This window comes from Xanthomonas sp. XNM01 (genome assembly GCF_014851915.1).
Taxonomy (GTDB): Bacteria; Pseudomonadota; Gammaproteobacteria; order Xanthomonadales; family Xanthomonadaceae; genus Pseudoxanthomonas.
In genome coordinates this window covers 118,624-136,625 of the sequence record NZ_JACVAP010000004.1, presented here as the reverse complement: position 1 = coordinate 136,625, position 18,002 = coordinate 118,624, and the positions used below count along the sequence as shown (strand labels likewise).

The following is an 18,002-nucleotide window of genomic DNA, read 5'->3' as shown; positions in this document are numbered from 1 at the left end:
CCGACGACTGCGCACTGGCCACAACCGGACCGGCTGCGCGATCGGCACAGCACCGTCCGCGCACCGGCAGGCACCGGAGCCCGTCAGATCTTCAGGTGCCAGCCGCGCCGGTCCATCCAGCGCACGATCAGCCACCACACACCGACGAAGGCCAGCGCAAACGCCAGCGACGGCAGAGACGGGCCCGCCAGCGGCGTCATCCAGCCGGCGAACCCGATCCGGTAGATCGGCGCCCACCAACCGAGCGCGGCGAACACGTAGACCATCAGCGCCGAGCCGGCGAACGCGGCGATCGCATTGACGCCGAAACTGCGGCCGAGCGCCGGCCAGCCGCGCCGGTCGATCAGCACGTGCGCGGCCGCCTGCGTCAGCAGCAGCCAGCCGCTGCTCCACAGCACATAGGACGGCGTCCACAGCGCCTTGTTCCAGGGCAGCCAGGCCGACCACAGCAGGCCCAGCAGCAACGCCGCTGCAGCGCCCACCCACAACCGCGACAGGCGGCCACGCCGCAGCCAGTCGCCGGCGCGCAGGCCGAGCAGCGTCGTCGCCAGCGCGCCCAGCGTGCTGAGCAGGCCTTCGGGATCCTGGCCGCGACCGGTCGGCGGATCGTGCTGGTACAGCCACGGGCCGAGCAGCGCGTCGTCGACCCGGCTCGGCAGGTTGGCATAGGGCGCGTAGCTTGCGCCGATGGCGAGCAGCGCCCAGTAACCCAGCAGCAGTGCCGCCAGCAGCCACCACTGCATGCGCGGGCGCAGCCACAGCGCGGCTGCGCCGGCCAGCAGGACGCACAGACCGATCCGCTGCAGCACGCCGAAGGGGCGGAAGCCCGGCCGGTCGAGCAGCCACCAGGCCAGCAGGTGCAGCAGCAGCCCGACCGCCACGATGCGCAGTGCGCGCACTGCGACTCCGCGCATCAGCGCGGCGCGATCGCCGCCTGCTTCCAGCCGCGGCACCACGCCAAGCGCGATCGAGACACCGACGATGCCGAGAAAGAACGGAAACACCAGGTCGGTCGGCGTGCAGCCATGCCAGTCGGCATGCAGCAGCAACGGGTAGACATGGCCCCAGTCGCCCGGGTTGTTGACCAGCAGCATCGCCGCGACGGTCAGGCCACGCAGCGCGTCGACCGAGGCGAACCGGGCCGCACGCGGGCTGCTCACCGTCCGCGATGGCACAGCCGGCATGCCGATGCCACGCTCACGCCACGTCCTCGCGCACGCCATCGATCCAGGTCGCACGCACCCCGAACGCGTCGTCCAGCAGCACCAGGTCGGCCTGCAGGCCTTCGGCGATGCGCCCGCGACGGTCGGCGATGCCCAGGAACCGCGCCGGGTAGGTCGAGGCCATGCGCGCGGCTTCGTCCAGCGGCAGATGCAGCAGCTGCACGCAGTTGCGCACCGCGGTGGCCATGTCCAGCGCCGAGCCGGCCAGTGCGCCGGCGGCGTTGCGGACCACGCCATCGACCGCGGTGATCGTTTCGCCGTACAGCGCGAAGGCCGGATCGTCCGCGCCCACCATCGGCATCGCATCGGTCACCAGGAACAGCTTGCCGCGCGGCTTGGCCGCCAGCGCCACGCGCAGGCTGGCCGGGTGCACGTGCACGCCGTCGACGATGACGCCGCACCAGCTGTCCGCATCCTCCAGCGCCGCGCCGACCGCGCCGGGCTCGCGGCCCTGCAGCGGCGACATCGCGTTGTACAGATGGGTGAAGCCGCTGAGGCCGGCCGCGAGGCCGGCACGCGTTTGTTCGTAGGTGGCGGCGGTATGCCCGGCGACGACGATCGCACCGCGCGCGACCATCGCGCGGATGGTGTCGGCCGGCACCTGCTCGGGGGCCAGCGTGATCAGGGTGATGCCACCGCGCAGCGCGGTGGCCATCGCCACTTCGTCGGCATCGGGCACGCGGAACTTGCCCGCATCGTGCGTGCCCTTGCGCGCCGGCGCGATGTACGGCCCTTCCAGGTGGATGCCGAGCACCCCGGGAACGCCGGCGGCGATCGCCGCGCCGGTGGCCTCGACCGCGCGCGCCATCACCTCGGCGTCGTCGCTGATCAGGGTCGGCAGAAAGCCGGTGGTACCGAAGCGCCGGTGCGCACGGCCGATCGCCGCGATCGCGGCGACGCTGGTGTCGTTGTTGAACAGCACCCCGCCGCCGCCGTTGACCTGCGCGTCGATGAAGCCGGGCAGCAGGGTGCCGCCGCCGAGGTCCTGCACGGCGTCGGCGCGCGCGCGCGCCTGGTCCGGTGCCAGCACCGCGGCGATGCGGCCGCCCTCGATCAGCAGCGCCCGGTCGTCGCGGAAGCCGTCGTCGAACAGGATGCGGGCATTGAGCAGGGCGACGCTGGCCATCACACCGTCTCCGTGACCTTGTTCAGATGCGGCGGCAGGTCGGGGTTGTGCCCGCGGCGCAGCGCCAGCGCGTTGATCGCGCGGTAGAAGCTCTGCACGGTCAGCAGCGGCGCCAGCGCCGGATGCGGCGCCTGGGCCAGCGGCAGGTCGCCGCCCTGCCCGGCCAGCCACACCTGCGCACCGCGCGCGTGGAACTCGGCGGCCAGCGCGCCGGTGCCCTCGCCGATGCCATCGGGCTGGGCGAATGCCAGCACCGGGAAGCCGGCGCCGACCAGCGCCATCGGCCCGTGTTTGACCTCGGCCGAACTGTAGGCCTCGGCGTGCAGGCCGCAGGTCTCCTTGAACTTCAGCGCCGCCTCCTGCGCGGCGGCCAGGCCCGGACCACGGCCGAGCACGAACAGATTGTGCGCATCGACCAGCCCGTCGGTCAGCGCGCTCCAGTCCGACGCCCAGGCCGCGCGCAGGCTGTCGGGCAGGCGGTCGAGCGCGCCAAGCAACGCCGCATCGCCGGTCCAGTGCGCGGCCAGCTGCGCGATCGCCGCCAGCGAGGCCAGGTAGCTCTTGGTCGCGGCCACGCTCTTTTCCGGGCCCGCGCCCAGCGGGATCACGGTATCGGCCAGCGCCGCCAGCGGCGCGTCCTCGACGTTGACCAGCGCGACCACGTGCGCGCCGGCCGCGCGCGCGGCCTCGGCGTTGCGCAGCAGATCCGGGCTCTTGCCCGACTGCGAGATCGCGATGAACAGCGCATCGCGCAGCCGCAGCGGCGCGTTGTAGATCGAACCGACCGATGGCGACAGCGACGCGGTCACGCAGCCTGCGCCTGTTTCGAACAGGTACTTGGCGTAGGTGGCGGCGTGATCGGAGCTGCCGCGCGCGCAGGTCGCCACGAACGGCGGCGGCGCGGAGCGCAGCCGGGCGGCCAGCGCGGCGATGGTGTCGCGGTTGCGCTGGAACTGCGCCGCGACCACGTCGGCGGTCTCCGCGGCCTCGCGGAACATCAGGGTCTGGGACGGCTCGGGCAGGGAATCGGACATGGTCTGGGCAGGGTCGATCAGGCGTCTGAAGAGGAGGCCGGTTTCGGGCGCTGCTGCAGCGGCGCCGGCGCGGTCGAGCCGCGCACCACCAGCTGCGGCACGAACCCCTGGTTGGCCACGGCCATCGGTGCATCGTCGTAGGCGTCCTGGCGCAGGCTGCCGATCAGCAGCCGCGCGGCATGCCGGGCGATCTCACCGGTGGCCTGCTTGGCGGTGGTCAGCGGCGGCCAGGACTGGCGCGAGAACGGGCTGTCCTCGAAGCCGGCGATGGACAGGTCGTAGGGCACGTTGAGCCCGACCGACTTGGCCGCGGCCAGCACGCCGGAGGCGATTTCGTCGTTGCTGCCGAAGATCGCCGTCGGCGGCTCGCGCAGCGCCAGCAGGCGGCGCGCGCCACGGAAGCCGTCGTCGAAGGTGTAGTCGCCGGGGATCACCAGGTGCTTGTCGAGGGTGATGCCGTAATCCTTCAGCGCGGCCTCGTAGCCGGCGTAGCGCTCGCCGCTGGAACGGTGCTGCGCCCCGCCCCACAGGAACCCGATGCGCTGGTGGCCGAGCTGGATCAGGTGCTCGGTGACCTCGTAGGCCGCATCGCGGTCGTCGATGAACACGCAGGGCATGCCGTCCGCGGGATCCTCGGTCGCGGCGATGATCCGCACCAGGCGCACGCCCTTGGTCCGCAGCGCCGCCAGCAGTTCGGGGCGCTCGGACATCGGCGCGGTCAGCACCAGCCCGGCCAGGCGCGAGCGCTGCACGAGTTCGGCCAGTTCCTCGGCCAGCAGCGGCGAGGTGGAGTCGCAGGGATGGATCTGCAGGCCGAAGCCGGTTTCGCGGCAGGCCGCCAGCACGCCGTTCTGCACGCCGATGATGTGGTACGGATTCGGGTTGTCGTAGACCAGTCCGATCACGAACGGCGTACCCGAGCGCAGGTTGCGCGCGGTCGCGTCCGGCTCGTAGTCGAGGTCGGCGATGGCCTGCAGCACGCGCGAGCGCGTGGCCTGCATCACCGACGGCTCGTTGTTGATCACCCGCGACACGGTCTTGAGCGACACCTTCGCCCGCTCCGCGACGTCCTTGATGGTGGGTCTGCGCATGCCCGTCACTGTCCTCTCCGGTATCTGTCCATCATGCGCGCATCAGCGCCCGCCGGTGAGCCCGGCACGGTGCCCGCGCAGCGCGTAGTACAGGATGTACAGATAGCAGGGCACGGTCAGCCCGGCGAACACCAGCTGGAAGTCGGCATGCTGCTTGAGCACCGCGAACAGCTGCGGGATGATCGCGCCGCCGGCGATGCCCATGATCAGCAGCGCCGAGCCGATCTCGGTGAAGCGGCCCAGCCCGCGGATCGCCAGCGGGAAGATCGCCGGCCACATCATCGCGTTGGCGAAGCCCAGCGCGGCGACGAAGCCCACCGACACGTAGCCGTGGGTGAACAGCGCGCCCAGCGAAAACAGCACGCCCAGCACCGCCGACACGCTCAGCCAGCGCTCCTGCGAGACCACGCGGGGAATCAGCGCCAGGCCGACCAGGTAGCCGAGCAGCATCGCGCCGAGGGTGAACGAGGTGAAGAACTTGGTCTGGTCCAGCGGCAGGCCGAATGCATGCCCGTAGGTGCCGATCGCATCGCCGGCCAGCACTTCCACGCCGACGTAGACGAACAGGCAGCACACGCCCAGCCACAGGTGCGGGAACTGGAAGATGCTGCTGCGCGCCCCTGCGCCTCCGGCAGGGGTGGCATTGGCATCGGCGGTACGGAGTTCCGGCAGCGGCGAGAACAATACGCAGATGGAGATCACCAGCAGCACGCCGGCCATCACCAGATACGGCGTGTGGATCTTGGTGGCGAAGTCGGTCAGCAGCTGCGTGCGCGTGGCGGCATCGGCAGCCTCGACCTGCGCGGCGAGATCGCCGACGCCATGCAGCACGAACGAACCCAGGACCACCGGTGCGAGGATGCCTGCGATCTTGTTGCAGATGCCCATCAGCGCGATCCGCCGCGCCGCGCTCTCGATCGGGCCGAGGATGCTGATGTAGGGATTGACCGCGGTCTGCAGCAGCGCCAGCCCGCCACCGATCACGAACAGGCCCGACAGCGCGCCGCCGAACCAGCGCCGCGTGGCGAACTCGCCGAACATCATCGCGCCCACCGCCATCACCGCCAGGCTCAGCGCCAGTCCCTTCTTCATGCCGGTGATCCGCAGGATCCATGACGAGGGCAACGCCAGGAAGAAGTACGACAGGTAGAACACCATCAGCACCAGGAACGCCGAGATCTCGCTGACGTCGAAAGCGAGCTTGACGAAGGTGATCAGCGGTCCGTTGATCCAGGTGAAGAAGCCGATGATGAAGAACAGGCCGCCGACGATCGCGATCGAGGTGGCCAGGCTGGTGCGCGGTTGCGCGGCGGTGGTTGCGGACATCCCGTCTATGCCTCCCCGGCAGTGGACTGTGGTCCGGCAGGCACCGGACAAGCGGGAACAACGTTGTCACATTCTTTCCGTGGGCAGGCACGGCTTGTCAACCGCCGGATGGACCGCAACGCGCCGTCGCATGCTGCCATGCAGCACGTTGCACGGCGCACAAGGAACTGAATAGGGACCGTTTTTGACTTGAATAGCACCGGTTTTGTGCGCAATCGCCGTTGCGGCCTGCGCAGTTCGCCGCTTTTGGTGCGAAGCCCGAGGTCATGCCATTTTCTCTGTCATCGGCTGTTGACATCGTTGTCAGAGCACTTCCACACTCCGGCCCAATCCGTCGGTCCACGCATGGCGTCGGGCCCATCACCTGCAACGGGGAAACCGCGTGTCCGCAGCTGCCAATGCCACCCTCGTCCCGGCGTCCAGCCGGTCCCCCGCGCCTTTCATCGCCGCCGATGTCGGCGGCACCCATGTGCGGATCGGACTGGTCGACGCCAGCGGCGACGCCGGCCATCCGGTCCGCGTGCAGGCCTACAGCAAGTTCCGCTGTGCCGACTACGCCAGCCTGTCCGACATCGTCCGCGAGTTCCTCGACGGGCTCGACGCCGGTACCCGGGTGCACGTCGCGGTGATCGCCAGCGCCGGCTTTCCCCTCGAAGACGGCACCGTCATCACCGCCAACCTGCCGTGGCCGCTGTCGCCGGCGCGGATCCGCGAGCAGACCGGCCTGAGCAGCGTGCACCTGGTCAACGATTTCGAAGCCGTCGCCCATGCGGTCGCCCAGCTCGACGCCAATGCCGTGCTGCGCCTGACCGGCCCGGAGCAGGCCGCGCGCGGTCCGGCGCTGGTCCTGGGCCCGGGCACCGGCCTGGGCGGCGCGGTCTGGATCCCCACCGGCGCACGGCCGGTGGTGCTGGCGACCGAGCCGGGCCAGGCCGCGCTTGCCGCAGGCACCGACCTGGAAATGGACCTGCTGCGGGAGATGCTGCGCCAGCGCAGCCATGTGCCGATCGAGCACGCGCTGTCCGGACCCGGGCTGCTCAACATCTACACCGCGCTGTGCGCGCTGCGTGGCGATGCGCCGCGGTTCGCACGGCCGGGCGACATCACCGCCGCCGCGCTGGAGGGCAGCGACGCCCGGGCGCGCGAGGCGCTGGACGTGTTCTGCGGCCTGCTCGGCAGCGCGGTCGGCGACATGGCCCTGCTCTACGGCGTGCAGAGTGTGTACCTGGCCGGCGGCATCCTGCCGCACATCCGCGACTACCTGCTGCGCAGCGACTTCGTCGCGCGCTTCCTCAACAAGGGGCCGATGCGCGAAGCGCTGGAGCGGGTATCGGTGCGCCTGGTGGAACACGGCCAGCTGGGCGTGATCGGCGCGGCCAGCTGGTATCTGGAATCGGGAATGCAGGAGCGGGACTAAGGATCGGGGTCTGCAGGACCAGGGGAATGCGCGCGAGGCACGGTCCGGCCATCGCGCCTGAAGCAGTCGTCGCCGGGATCGCCCGGCCCACTCAGACAATGATGAGGAGAGACATCATGAAGTACCGCAAGAGCATTCTGTTCGTCGCCGTCACCTCATGCCTGGCCTTTTCCGCGCAGGCGCAGCAGCCGGCTCCCGACGCCGATCCGACCGAGCTCGACACGGTGGTCGTGACCGGCATCCGCGGCAGCCTGGAGCGCTCGCTGGATACCAAGCGCGACGCGCAGTCCCACGTCGACGTCATCACCGCGGAGGACATCGGCAAGCTGCCCGCCAAGAACGTCGCCGACACGCTGCGCGAGCTGCCGGGCGTGAACATCAGCTCGTCCAGCGCGAGCGAGGGCGCATTCGACGAGGCCGACCGGGTGAGCCTGCGCGGCACCAATCCGAGCCTGACCCAGACCCTGGTCAACGGCCATACCGTCGGCACCGGCGACTGGTTCGTGCTGAGCCAGGTCGCCAACGTCGGCCGCAGCGTCAGCTACTCGCTGCTGCCGGCCGAGATCGTCGAGCAGGTCGTGGTGCACAAGAGCTCGGAAGCGAAGCTGGTCGAAGGCGGCAGCGCCGGCTCGGTCAACATCGTCACCCGCAAGCCGCTCAACTTCGCCGATCCGTTCACCGCAGAAGCCTCGCTCGGCGCGGTCTATTCGGACCTGCCCGGCGACACCGAGCCCCAGTTCAGCGGCCTGCTGAACTGGAAGAACGACGCCAACACCTTCGGCGTGATGGTGCAGGGCTTCGTCGAGAAGCGCAGTCTGCGCCGCGACGGCCAGGAGGTCGTCGGCGGCTACGGCCAGATCGCGGACGACGCGGCGGTGGTGGCGACCAATCCGGATCTGGCCGGCGTGTACTACCCGAACCTGCTCGGTGCCACCTACTTCGAGCAGCAGCGCGAGCGGAAGGGTGGCGTGCTGGGGATCCAGGTCAAGCCGACCGATACGCTGTCGCTGAACCTCAACGCGTTCTATTCCAAGCTCGAAGCGGACAACTACAACCGCAACTACATGCTGTGGACCAGCCAGTTCGCGAACACCCGGGCGCCGCAGCCGGGCTACGTGATCCGCAACGGCGTGCTGACCCAGGCGACCTACGCATCCGGCGTGGGCGACCCGGCCGCGCCGACGCCCTACGGCGTGTACGACATGATCTCCCGTCCCGGTGCGTCCTCCGAGTCGAAGTACGTGACGCTCGACACCGACTGGCAGGCGACCGACAACCTCACGCTGAAGTTCCAGCTGGGCACCACCCAGGGCAAGGGCAGCAGCCCGACCCAGGACGTGATCGAAACCGGGCTGGCGCCCAATGGCGGCGCGAGCTGGTCGATGGGGGGTCTCGGCGACCCGATCGACTGGACGCTGGGCGGCAACAACACGCCCTCCAACCACATGATCGGCAGCGGCTGGATCTTCGGCGGCCAGGCCATCGACGTACGCGACGAGGAGGACTGGTTCGCGGCCGATGCCACGTTGTTCGCCGACGCCAGCAGCGTGCTGAGCTCGCTGGACTTCGGCGCGCGCTACTCCGAGCACGAGCGCCGCAACGACTTCGAGATCGCGCAGGGCCCGAACTTCGCCACCGACTGGAACGACATCGGCAACTACCCGACTACCGGTGGCGTCTATCCGGGCGACTACGGCAGCGATCTGGGCGGCAGCTTCCCCGGCGGCATCTGGTACTACACGCCGGAGCAGCTCGCGGATCTCAACGAGCGCTTCGCCAACCGCGATCCGGTCTCGCGCTTCTACTTCTCCGACGTCTACGGCGTGAAGGAGAAGATCGGCGCCGCCTACCTCCAGGCGAATCTGGAAGGCACGGCGTGGAGCGGCAACTTCGGCCTGCGCTACGTCAGCACCAGGACCGATGTCCGCTACAACCAGGCCCTTCCTGTCGGCTCGGGCATCCCCGGCGCGGTCACCGGGTCGGCGTTCGGCGACTATCTGCCGATCGTGGAACAGAACGACTACAAGCGCCTGCTGCCCAGCGCCAACATCAAGATCAACCTGTCCGACGACCTGGTGACGCGCTTCGCCGTGTCGCAGACCATGACCCGTCCGGACTACTCGGCGCTGGCCGGCTCCCTGTCGCTGGCCGACCTGACCCACACCGGCAGCGGCGGCAATCCGCAGCTGGATCCGATCATCTCGACCAACTACGACGCGGCCATCGAGTGGTACTTCGCACCGCGTGCGCTGCTCTCGTTCGGCGTGTTCGCGATGCAGCTGGACGATTACATCAACTTCGGCACCACCACCATCCAGTACCTCGACCAGGCGGCGAGCCTCGCCGCGGGCACCCCCGTGTACGCCGACTACGAGGTCTCCGTCCCGGTCAACACCAACGGCAAGATCAAGGGCTTCGAACTGGCTTACCAGCAGCCGATCGGCGAGTGGTTCGGCGTCTCGGCCAACTACACCTGGGCCGATGGCGAGACCACCGACGGCGCGCCGCTCAACGGCACCTCCAAGAGCACCTACAACCTCGCCGGCTACTTCGAGAACGACCGGCTGAGCGCGCGCGTGAGCTGGACCTGGCGCGACGACTTCTTCGCCGGCGTCAGCCGTACCGACGACTTCTACCAGAAGAGCGTCGGCAACCTCTCGGCGTCGCTGTCGTACCGCTTCACCGACTGGTTGTCGGTCTCGGTCGATGGCCTGAACCTCAACAACCCGACCTACAAGTACTACACCGACAGCGATGCCGGGTACCTGCCCTACGCGTTCTATGCCAATGGGCGCCAGTACTACCTGAACCTGCGCGTCAGCTACTGACCGGCGCACCGGCCTGGCGGATTGGCCCCGTCACCGCCAGGCTCCCGGGGACGACCGGCCTGCAATGGCCGGTCGTCGCCGGGCGACACTCCCGCGGGACGGTGCCGTGTCCCGCCTCACACGACCAGGCAGCACATGCATCCATTCGCCCATTCGCGCCTCCTGCTGGTGGCCGCACTCGCCCTGTCGACGGCATGCACGGCGTCAGGGAACGCCAGCAGCGTGCCGGATGCGGCGACGGTGGCCGCATCCGTCCTCATCCCGGCCCCCGCATCGCTGACACCGGCCCAGGGCCGGTACACGATCACGGCGCAGACACCGCTGCTGGCCGAAGGCGACGGCGCGCAGGCGGTCGCCACGCAGTTCGTCGACCTGTTGGCGAAGGGCAAGGGTCCGGCACTCTCGATCGCCGACGACGGCAGGACCGGCGGCATCCGCTTCACGATCGACCCGACCCAGGCCGACGGCCATCCCGAAGGCTATGTACTGCAGTCCGATGCCGACGGCGTCCGCATCAGCGCGGGCACGCCGCGCGGGCTGTTCTACGGCGCGATGACGCTGCTGCAGCTGGCCACCTCGTCCGTGGACGCCGATGCCGCACTGGTGGTGCCGGCGGTGCGCATCGAGGACGCGCCGCGCTTCGGCTGGCGCGGCTTCATGCTCGACCCCGCGCGTCATTTCTGGACCGTGGAAGAAACCAAGCAGGTCATCGATGCGATGGCGCTGCACAAGCTCAACACCCTGCACTGGCATCTGACCGACGACCAGGGCTGGCGCATCGAGATCAAGCGGTATCCGAAGCTCACCGAGATCGGCGGCTGCCGCATCCCGGCCGGCGACGGCGGCATCGAGCCGGCGACCGGCCAGCCGCGCCCGTACTGCGGCTTCTACACCCAGGACCAGATCCGCGACGTGGTCGCCTATGCGGCCGCGCGCCAGATCACCGTCGTTCCCGAGTTCGACGTGCCCGGCCATGCCACCGCGGCGATCGCCGCCTATCCGGAACTGGGCACCACCGACCAGCCGCTGGTGCCGTCCAGCGAATGGGGCGTGTTCCCGAATCTGTTCAACGTCGAGGACGCCACCTTCGAATTCCTCGAGAACGTGATCGCCGAGATGATCCCGCTGTTCCCGGGCACCTATTTCCACATCGGCGGCGACGAGGCGGTCAAGGACCAGTGGGAGGCCTCGGCCCGCGTGCAGCAGCGCATGCGCGAGTTCGGCGCCAGGGATGAGATGGCGATGCAGGGCGTGATGGTCGCGCGGCTGGAGAAGTTCCTGGCCGGCCACGGCAAACGCCTGATCGGCTGGGACGAGATCCTCGAAGCGCCCCTGCCGGCCGAGGCCACGGTGATGTCCTGGCGCGGCACCGAAGGCGGCCTGCAGGCCGCACGTGCCGGCCATGACGTGGTGATGTCGCCGGTGTCGTCGCTGTATCTGGACTACCTGCAGACGTCCTCGCCCGACGAGCCGCCGGGGCGCCCGGCGACGATCACGCTGCAGCAGGTCTACGACTTCGAGCCGGTGCCGGCAGAGCTGGAAGCCAGCCAGCACCACCACATCCTCGGCCTGCAGGCCAATCTGTGGACCGAGCACACCCGCACCTTCGCGCGCCTGCAGCACCACATGTTCCCGCGCCTGGCCGCCGTGGCCGAAACCGGCTGGAGCCCGCAGGCATCGAAGGACTACGCCGGCTTCCTCGAACGCCTGCCGGTGCAGCTGGAGCGCTACCGGCGCTGGAACATCGGCTACGCGCAGACGCCATTCCAGGTCGATGCGGTCGCAAAGGACGAGCGTGCCGCCGGCACGGTCGAGGTGACGCTGGCCAACCCGCTGGGCTACGAGGTGCGTTACACCACCGATGGCAGCGAGCCGGGCACGGATGCGGCGGTTTACACCACCCCGCTGCAGCTGCGCCTGCCGGCGCAGGTGCGCACGGCGGCCTTCGCCCAGGGCCGTCCGCTGGCGGCGTCGCGCAGCTTCGCCTACGACGCTGCCGCGCTGCTGAGCCGCACCGACGAACAGCTCGACCTGTGCCCCGATGCCGGTGCACTGCTGCTCCGGCTCGAGGACGACGTCCCGGCCGACGGCGAGCGCGCGATCTTCAACACCACGATCTTCTACCCGTGCTCGCAGTGGAACGGCGCCGACCTGACCGGCATCGCCGCGGTCAGGGTGCGTGCCGGGCGGATCCCGTACTACTTCCAGCTGGCCCACGACGAACCGGCACGCCGCTTCGAACCGGCGCGTTCCGTCCACGGCGAACTCGACATCCATGCCGATGGCTGCGGTGGCGACCGCCTGGCCAGCGTGCCGCTGCCCGCCGCAACCGGCGCCGATGGCTTCATCGAGGTCACCGCGCCACTGCCCGCCGACATCGCCGGCCGCCGCGACCTGTGCCTGCGCTTCACCGGCGACACCCGGCCACGGATGTGGGTGCTGGACCGGGCCACCCTCGTGCCGCGCTGAGCAACGCGCGGTCCGGGCGAACGCCGTGCCGGCCGTTGATGGCCGGCACGCGATCGCGGCATGTCCACCGCATTGCTGCGCCGGTGCGCCGACAAGGGCGCCGCCTGCATCGCGACCGGTCGCGCCATGAACCGGTCACGCACCCGACGCGTGTCCGCTGCCGCCGGCGTAGTTGCCGCCACCGCGCACTCACCCGATCACACGGAGCGACGCGCCCCCTCATGGATGGCGCAAGCGCGATGATCGGAGTCGTCTTGCTGGCGTCAGCTGGATGCGCCTTCGCCTGGACGGCAAGGGCTTGTCGGCACTGGGAATCGACAGGCCGGCGCGCTGAGGCGTCGAGTTCGCGGCAGGTGCCATGCTGCTCGGCCTCGCCGCCGCCGTGCAGCAACTGGGCGGTGCGCTCGCCACCGGCGACAGCTTCATCGCCAACGCGGACGCCGCTCCTTCCACCCTGCTGCAGGGCGCCAGATTCGTGCTCGATTCGGTCGTGTACGAGGAGCTGCTGTTTCGCGGCTGTCTGCTGTACCGGGCGGTGCGCTGGTTGGGCCCACGGCGCGCGGTGTGGCTCGACGCGGCCGCGTTCGGGATCTACCACTGGTTCAGTGCCGACGTCCTCGGGCAACCGGTCGCGATGGCCTACGTGCTGGTGATGACCGGTGCGATCGGCCTGATGCTGGCCCGCGCGTTCACTACCACCGGTTCGATCGCCGCGCCGCCCGGCATGCATCTGGGCTGGAACGCGGTGACGCAGCTGCTGTTCTCCGCCGGGCCGCTCGGCGCGATGCTGCTGGTGCCCGCCAGCGGCGTCGCCAGCATCGATCCCGACGGGGCCTGGCATGTGCTGCTGTCCGTCGTCTGGCCGCTGTCCGTGGCCGCCGCGGTCGTCCAGGGCTGCCGCTGGCACGAGAAGCGGCGCGCAGCTGCCTTCGTCGACGCCTTGCCGGATCGCGATTGATCGCGCGGACGCGCGCTCAGCGGCGCGCAGGCACGCAGCGCAGCAGCAGGTCGCGCAGCGGCGTCAGCCGCGTGGACAGCCCCAGCAGCACGCCGACGGTGTTGGCCAGCGCGTCCCAGGGATCGGCCTGGCGGTTGTCGGTCAGCGCGCCCTGGGCGAACTCCAGCGCGACGCCCAGCAGCACCAGGCCCAGGCCGACCCGGCGCCAGTGCCGGTCGGCGAACAGCTGCACCGCCGACGCGGCCAGCAGCCCGTAGGCGAGGAGGTGCTGGACCTTGTCGCTGTTGCGCGGCAGTTCCAGCGTCACCGGTGCGCTCAGGCTGCCGACCACCACCACCAGCACCGCCACGCCCCACAACGCGACCCAGAACGCCGGCCAGCGCAGCGGCTTCAACACCCGCGGTGCCGCCATGCTCACAGGCGCCAGGTGAGATCGCCGAGCAGGAACGCCTGGCCCAGTTCGATGTCGCGCGAGAACGCCATGGCCTGGAAGCGCTCGCCCATGTGCTCGGGCATGGTCAGGCGCTTGACCTCCTGGCGCAGGCGCAGCTGGCCGACCTCGTCGCTGCGCGATTCGGCCTCGGCCAGCAGCACGTCCAGCCCGTTGCCGAGCAGGAAGCTGGCCTGGCTGCAGTAGCCGGCCAGGTCGAAGCCGGCACCGGTCCCGGCCTCGGCCAGCGCGGTGAAATCGACCGAGGCGGTGATGTCCTGCAGGCCCGGCCAGCGCAGCACGTCGCCATGCATGCGGTGCCGGTAGAACGCGCGCACGGTGCCGTCGCTGCGGTCGTGCTGGTAGTACTCGCGGCGGCTGTAGCCGTAATCGACGAACAGCATCGCGCCCGAGCGCAGCCCGCCGGCCACCGCCTGGATCCAGTACGGCAGCTGCGGCAGCAGCTCGGAGCGGTAGCCCTCGGCGAACGGCGTTTCCAGGTAGCGCTCGACGTGACGCACGGCCGCGGCCATCAGCGGATCGGCCGGGCGGTCGCTGCGGACGAAGCGGCCATCGCCATCGAGCGCGACATGCTCCTCCATCACCTCGCCATCGCGCAGGGTGAAGCGCGGCGTCGGCAATGCGTCGATGACCTCGTTGGCGAACAGCACGCCGTTCCATTCGTCGTCGAACGGGCCATCCAGCCACTCGACCAGCTCGAACACGGTCGGCGTCAGCGCACGCTGCAGGTGCTCGCGCTGGCGCTCGCGCAGGTCGGCGCTCGGCTCGAGGATGGCGTAGCGGTCCGGCAGCGCATCCAGCGCCAGCAACCGCTTCAGCGCGACCTCGGCGAACACGCCGCTGCCGCCGCCGAGTTCGAGCACGCGCGCTTGGGGGCCGAGCTGGCGCAGCGCGTCGGCCAGCACGTTGGAGACGGTGGCCGCGAACAGCCGGCCCTGCTCGGGCGCGGTGACGAAATCACCGGCGGCGCCGAACTTGGTGCTGCCGGCGCTGTAGTAGCCGTACCCGGGCGCGTACAGCGCCAGCTCCATGAACCGCGAGAACGGGATGCTGCCGCCTTCCTGCATGATCGTGGCGCGCAGGCGCGCGGCCAGTTCATCGCTGTGCTGCAGGGCTTCGGTATCGGGGGGCGGCAGATCGGCGTGCATCGGCATGGAACAGAAGGGACAATGGCCAGCATAGCCGAGCGAGCCTGACGCATGAGCGAATCCCGACCCGTCGCCCTGGTCACCGGCGCCGCCCGCCGCATCGGTGCGGCGATCGCGCGCCAGCTGCATGCGGCCGGCTACGACCTGGCCCTGCACCACCACAGTTCGCAGGCGGAAATGGCGGCGCTGGCCGCCAAACTCGACGCGCTCAGCACCGGCAGCGTGCTGGTGCTGAGCGCCGATCTGCGCGCGTTCGACCGTCTTCCCGAGCTTGTCGCACGGACGGTCGGCCACTACGGCCGGCTCGATGCGCTGGTCAACAACGCCTCCAACTTCTATCCGACCCCGCTGGGCGTGGCGACACCGGCGCAGTGGGACGACCTGTTCGCGGTCAACGCGCGTGCGCCGCTGTTCCTGGCGCAGGCGGCCGCCCCGCATCTGCGTGCAGCCGGCGGCGCGATCGTCAACCTCGCCGATCTGCATGCCGGGCGGCCACTGGCCGGGCACCCGCTGTACAGCGCGGCGAAGGCCGCGCTGGTCTCACTGACCCGCAGCCTGGCGCTGGAACTGGCGCCCCGGGTGCGGGTCAACGCGGTCGCGCCCGGTGCGATCCTGTGGCCGGAGCACGGCAAGGACGACGCGGCACGCCAGGCGATCCTCGATGCGACTGCGCTGGGCCGGACCGGCGAGGCCGACGACATCGCCGCGGCGGTACGCTTTCTGCTGTCGGCCGATGCCGGTTACATCACCGGCCAGGTCCTGCACGTCGACGGCGGCCGCGACTAGGCGCGCGCGTCCACCATCACTCGCACTGCACCGCGCGCCCTGCCGGCCGCACCACGTCGCGCATCGACGCCGGTGCCGTGCTTTCCGTGACCGGCCCGCATGCCGCGGCCATGCAAGGATCGCAGCGACAGCATCGCCGACGCGGCCAGCGCGCCGCCTACAGCCTGCCGGCCATCCGCGACAGGGTGGCGTCCCGCCACCAGACCTGGTGCAGCGCGACCATCGCCACATGCCCGGCGACCAGCGCCAGCAGCACCCACGCCAGCACCCCGTGCGACAAGTCGGCCGGCCACAGCATCCAGCCGATCTCCTGGCCGGTCTGCGGGAACAGCGGCATGCCGAACGGGGCGAAGCCGCGTCCCTTGCCGTACTCGCGCAGCAGCGCGACCAGCGGAATCCACGCCATCAACGCGTACAGCAGCGCATGGCCAAGCGCAGCCAGCCGCCTGACCGCGCCGGCCGGATGCGGCGGACGCCGACGCCACTGCGACAGCCCCCACACGCCACGCAGCAGGATCAGCAGCATCAGCACGGTGCCGACCGGCTTGTGGGTGCCGACCAGGAACGCGGTCAGCGCATGCCGGCCGAGCACGATCTTCACCGTCATGCCGATGTACTGCCACAGCAGCAGCGCGGCCATCGACCAGTGCAGCAGACGCGAGACCAGGCCATAACGTTCAGGCGAGTCAAGCCAGCGGGATGTCATCGGGCAAGGTCCATCAATAGATAAAGTCGGGAGCGACGCGTCGCGCTACAGCGGCAACACGTCGAAGGCATCGGCATGCTGCGGATGCGCGCGCCACAGCGCTTCCAGCGCGCGGCCACTGAGCGGATCGACGAAGTCGGGGGCGATGTCGGCCAGCGGTTTGAGCACGAAGGCGTGCTTCAGCTCAGGCCGCGGGATCCTGACCTTGTCGCCATCGCGCTGGACGAGATCGCCGTAGAACACCACGTCCACATCCAGGGTCCGGTCGCTCAGGCGTGGGCCGCTGCGGTCGCGGCCGTGCGCGTCCTCCAGTGCATGCAGCCAGTCTTCCAGGGCCTGCAGCGGCATCGCCGTCTCCAACGCCACCGCGTTGTTGAGGAACCGCGCACCGTCGAAGCCGACCGCCGGCGTGCTGTAGGCGGGCGAGGCGGTCAGGGTGCCGAACCGGGCGGCCAGCGCCTCCATCGCCGCGCGCAGGTGGCGCTGCGGTTCGATGTTGCTGCCAAGACTGAGCAGCACACGCACCGGTGCGCCTTCCCCGTTGTCGCTGACTGGATGCATGGCGTCTGCGTGGTCCTGTGCTACGGACGCGGGGCCGGGCCGGCGCCGCCGTGCGATGGCGACGCATCCTGCGCCTCGTCCGCCGCTTCGTCCAGTGCGGGCTCCCACGGGAAGCGCGGCAGCGTCCGCACCGCATGCTCGAGCTTGCGCGACCAGGTGCCATGGATCTCGGCGAACAGCGGCGTATCGGCGTCCAGCCGCATCTGCTGGCTGATGCGCAGGTCGCCCGCGCGCAGCACCGCAAGGTCCACCGGCAGGCCCACCGACAGGTTGGAGCGGATGGTCGAGTCGATCGACACCAGCGCGCAGCGCGCGGCGTCCTCCAGCCGGGTATCGGCGCGGATGATGCGGTCCAGGATCGGCTTGCCGTACTTGGACTCGCCGATCTGCAGGTACGGGGTCTCCGGCGAGGCCGAAATGCAGTTGCCCAGCGAATAGACCATGTACAGCCCCGGCCGCTCGCCGGCGATCTGGCCACCGAGGATCAACGTGGCCTGGGTGCTGATGCCGTTGTGCCGGTCTTCCTCGCTGAGCTGGACCTGGCTGGCCACCAGCACCTCGCCGACGTACTCGGCCACCTCGAACAGGTGCCGGAAGCTGCGCAGGCTGCGTGCGGCGGCCGGGTCGTCGGCATCGCGCCGCAAGCGCGAGATCGCCAGCTGGGTGGTGGCCAGATTGCCCGAGCTCATCACCACCAGCGCGCGCTCGCCCGGATACTCGAACGTGTGCAGCTTGCGATGCACGCGCACGTCGTCGAGCGAGGCGTTGGTCCGGGTGTCAGCGGCGAAGACCAGGCCTTCGTCCACTTCGATGCCGACGCAGTAGGTCATGACGGGCCCATGATGCTGTGCAGCGCGATTCTATTCAGCACCGCCGGG

General features: G+C 70.1%; 15 protein-coding genes. 5 read left to right on the top strand and 10 right to left on the bottom strand.

Annotation, left to right across the window (positions count from 1 at the left end; genetic code table 11):
• Window positions 1-83: 83 nt before the first annotated feature.
• From IB242_RS14755 to IB242_RS14735, 5 genes are read right to left on the bottom strand one after another with little or no spacing between them, the layout of a single operon-like run.
• A complete protein-coding gene (locus IB242_RS14755; protein WP_192280985.1) occupies window positions 84-1,184 on the bottom strand; it encodes a heparan-alpha-glucosaminide N-acetyltransferase domain-containing protein in 1,101 nt (366 codons plus the stop codon).
• A 13-nt stretch (window positions 1,185-1,197) separates the two neighbouring features.
• Window positions 1,198-2,349: an N-acetylglucosamine-6-phosphate deacetylase gene (gene nagA / locus IB242_RS14750; protein ID WP_192280982.1), complete on the bottom strand. Its 1,152-nt coding sequence runs from the start codon at window positions 2,347-2,349 to the stop codon at window positions 1,198-1,200.
• Window positions 2,349-3,383: an SIS domain-containing protein gene (locus IB242_RS14745; RefSeq protein WP_192280979.1), complete on the bottom strand. Its 1,035-nt coding sequence runs from the start codon at window positions 3,381-3,383 to the stop codon at window positions 2,349-2,351. Before IB242_RS14745 ends, nagA begins: the two co-directional genes overlap by 1 nt.
• Before the next feature lie 17 nt (window positions 3,384-3,400).
• A complete protein-coding gene (locus IB242_RS14740) occupies window positions 3,401-4,474 on the bottom strand; it encodes a LacI family DNA-binding transcriptional regulator (protein WP_192280976.1) in 1,074 nt (357 codons plus the stop codon).
• Window positions 4,475-4,516: 42 nt separating this feature from the next.
• Entirely contained in the window at window positions 4,517-5,800 is a 1,284-nt protein-coding gene (locus IB242_RS14735) for a sugar MFS transporter (protein WP_192280973.1), read from the bottom strand.
• 382 nt (window positions 5,801-6,182) lie between these two features.
• Here IB242_RS14735 and IB242_RS14730 point away from each other — a divergent pair, with 382 nt between their 5' ends.
• The 4 genes from IB242_RS14730 to IB242_RS14715 all read left to right on the top strand — a co-directional run bounded on the left by IB242_RS14730 (window position 6,183) and on the right by IB242_RS14715 (window position 13,472).
• Complete coding sequence (locus tag IB242_RS14730; RefSeq protein WP_192280970.1) at window positions 6,183-7,217, top strand: glucokinase family protein; 1,035 nt, start codon at window positions 6,183-6,185, stop codon at window positions 7,215-7,217.
• Window positions 7,218-7,333: 116 nt separating this feature from the next.
• Complete coding sequence (locus IB242_RS14725) at window positions 7,334-10,045, top strand: TonB-dependent receptor (RefSeq protein ID WP_192280967.1); 2,712 nt, start codon at window positions 7,334-7,336, stop codon at window positions 10,043-10,045.
• A 135-nt stretch (window positions 10,046-10,180) separates the two neighbouring features.
• Window positions 10,181-12,514: a family 20 glycosylhydrolase gene (locus IB242_RS14720; RefSeq protein ID WP_192280964.1), complete on the top strand. Its 2,334-nt coding sequence runs from the start codon at window positions 10,181-10,183 to the stop codon at window positions 12,512-12,514.
• Window positions 12,515-12,872: 358 nt separating this feature from the next.
• The gene (locus tag IB242_RS14715) at window positions 12,873-13,472 is read left to right on the top strand and encodes a CPBP family intramembrane glutamic endopeptidase (protein ID WP_192280962.1); all 600 of its coding nucleotides are present in this window, start codon (window positions 12,873-12,875) and stop codon (window positions 13,470-13,472) included.
• Window positions 13,473-13,488: 16 nt separating this feature from the next.
• Here the strand turns inward: IB242_RS14715 and IB242_RS14710 are convergent, their stop codons facing one another.
• Complete coding sequence (locus IB242_RS14710) at window positions 13,489-13,890, bottom strand: VanZ family protein (protein ID WP_192280959.1); 402 nt, start codon at window positions 13,888-13,890, stop codon at window positions 13,489-13,491.
• Window positions 13,887-15,071: an SAM-dependent methyltransferase gene (locus IB242_RS14705; protein WP_192280956.1), complete on the bottom strand. Its 1,185-nt coding sequence runs from the start codon at window positions 15,069-15,071 to the stop codon at window positions 13,887-13,889. Before IB242_RS14705 ends, IB242_RS14710 begins: the two co-directional genes overlap by 4 nt.
• 51 nt (window positions 15,072-15,122) lie before the next feature.
• Between IB242_RS14705 and IB242_RS14700 the strand changes: the two genes are divergently transcribed.
• Window positions 15,123-15,857, top strand: a complete 735-nt coding sequence (locus IB242_RS14700) for a pteridine reductase (protein ID WP_192280953.1) — start codon at window positions 15,123-15,125, stop codon at window positions 15,855-15,857.
• Between the two features lie 157 nt (window positions 15,858-16,014).
• Here IB242_RS14700 and IB242_RS14695 read toward each other — a convergent pair whose 3' ends face one another.
• Genes IB242_RS14695 through IB242_RS14685 form a run of 3 tightly spaced genes read right to left on the bottom strand, consistent with a single transcriptional unit; the run spans window position 16,015 to window position 17,954 of the window.
• Window positions 16,015-16,563: a cytochrome b gene (locus IB242_RS14695; protein WP_192280950.1), complete on the bottom strand. Its 549-nt coding sequence runs from the start codon at window positions 16,561-16,563 to the stop codon at window positions 16,015-16,017.
• 45 nt (window positions 16,564-16,608) lie between these two features.
• The gene (folK, locus tag IB242_RS14690) at window positions 16,609-17,124 is read right to left on the bottom strand and encodes a 2-amino-4-hydroxy-6-hydroxymethyldihydropteridine diphosphokinase (RefSeq protein ID WP_192280947.1); all 516 of its coding nucleotides are present in this window, start codon (window positions 17,122-17,124) and stop codon (window positions 16,609-16,611) included.
• A gap of 20 nt (window positions 17,125-17,144) precedes the next feature.
• On the bottom strand, window positions 17,145-17,954 hold the full coding sequence (locus IB242_RS14685) for a 20S proteasome subunit A/B (protein WP_192280944.1): 810 nt from the start codon (window positions 17,952-17,954) through the stop codon (window positions 17,145-17,147).
• Window positions 17,955-18,002 lie beyond the last annotated feature (48 nt).

Coding starts and splice junctions, on each gene's coding strand:
- IB242_RS14755 (WP_192280985.1), bottom strand. CDS start 1,184: ATGCCGGCTGTGCCATCGCGGACGGTGAGCAGCCCGCGTGCGGCCCGG.
- nagA (WP_192280982.1), bottom strand. CDS start 2,349: ATGGCCAGCGTCGCCCTGCTCAATGCCCGCATCCTGTTCGACGACGGC.
- IB242_RS14745 (WP_192280979.1), bottom strand. CDS start 3,383: ATGTCCGATTCCCTGCCCGAGCCGTCCCAGACCCTGATGTTCCGCGAG.
- IB242_RS14740 (WP_192280976.1), bottom strand. CDS start 4,474: ATGCGCAGACCCACCATCAAGGACGTCGCGGAGCGGGCGAAGGTGTCG.
- IB242_RS14735 (WP_192280973.1), bottom strand. CDS start 5,800: ATGTCCGCAACCACCGCCGCGCAACCGCGCACCAGCCTGGCCACCTCG.
- IB242_RS14725 (WP_192280967.1), top strand. CDS start 7,334: ATGAAGTACCGCAAGAGCATTCTGTTCGTCGCCGTCACCTCATGCCTG.
- IB242_RS14720 (WP_192280964.1), top strand. CDS start 10,181: ATGCATCCATTCGCCCATTCGCGCCTCCTGCTGGTGGCCGCACTCGCC.
- IB242_RS14715 (WP_192280962.1), top strand. CDS start 12,873: ATGCTGCTCGGCCTCGCCGCCGCCGTGCAGCAACTGGGCGGTGCGCTC.
- IB242_RS14705 (WP_192280956.1), bottom strand. CDS start 15,071: ATGCACGCCGATCTGCCGCCCCCCGATACCGAAGCCCTGCAGCACAGC.
- IB242_RS14700 (WP_192280953.1), top strand. CDS start 15,123: ATGAGCGAATCCCGACCCGTCGCCCTGGTCACCGGCGCCGCCCGCCGC.
- IB242_RS14695 (WP_192280950.1), bottom strand. CDS start 16,563: ATGACATCCCGCTGGCTTGACTCGCCTGAACGTTATGGCCTGGTCTCG.
- folK (WP_192280947.1), bottom strand. CDS start 17,124: ATGCATCCAGTCAGCGACAACGGGGAAGGCGCACCGGTGCGTGTGCTG.
- IB242_RS14685 (WP_192280944.1), bottom strand. CDS start 17,954: ATGACCTACTGCGTCGGCATCGAAGTGGACGAAGGCCTGGTCTTCGCC.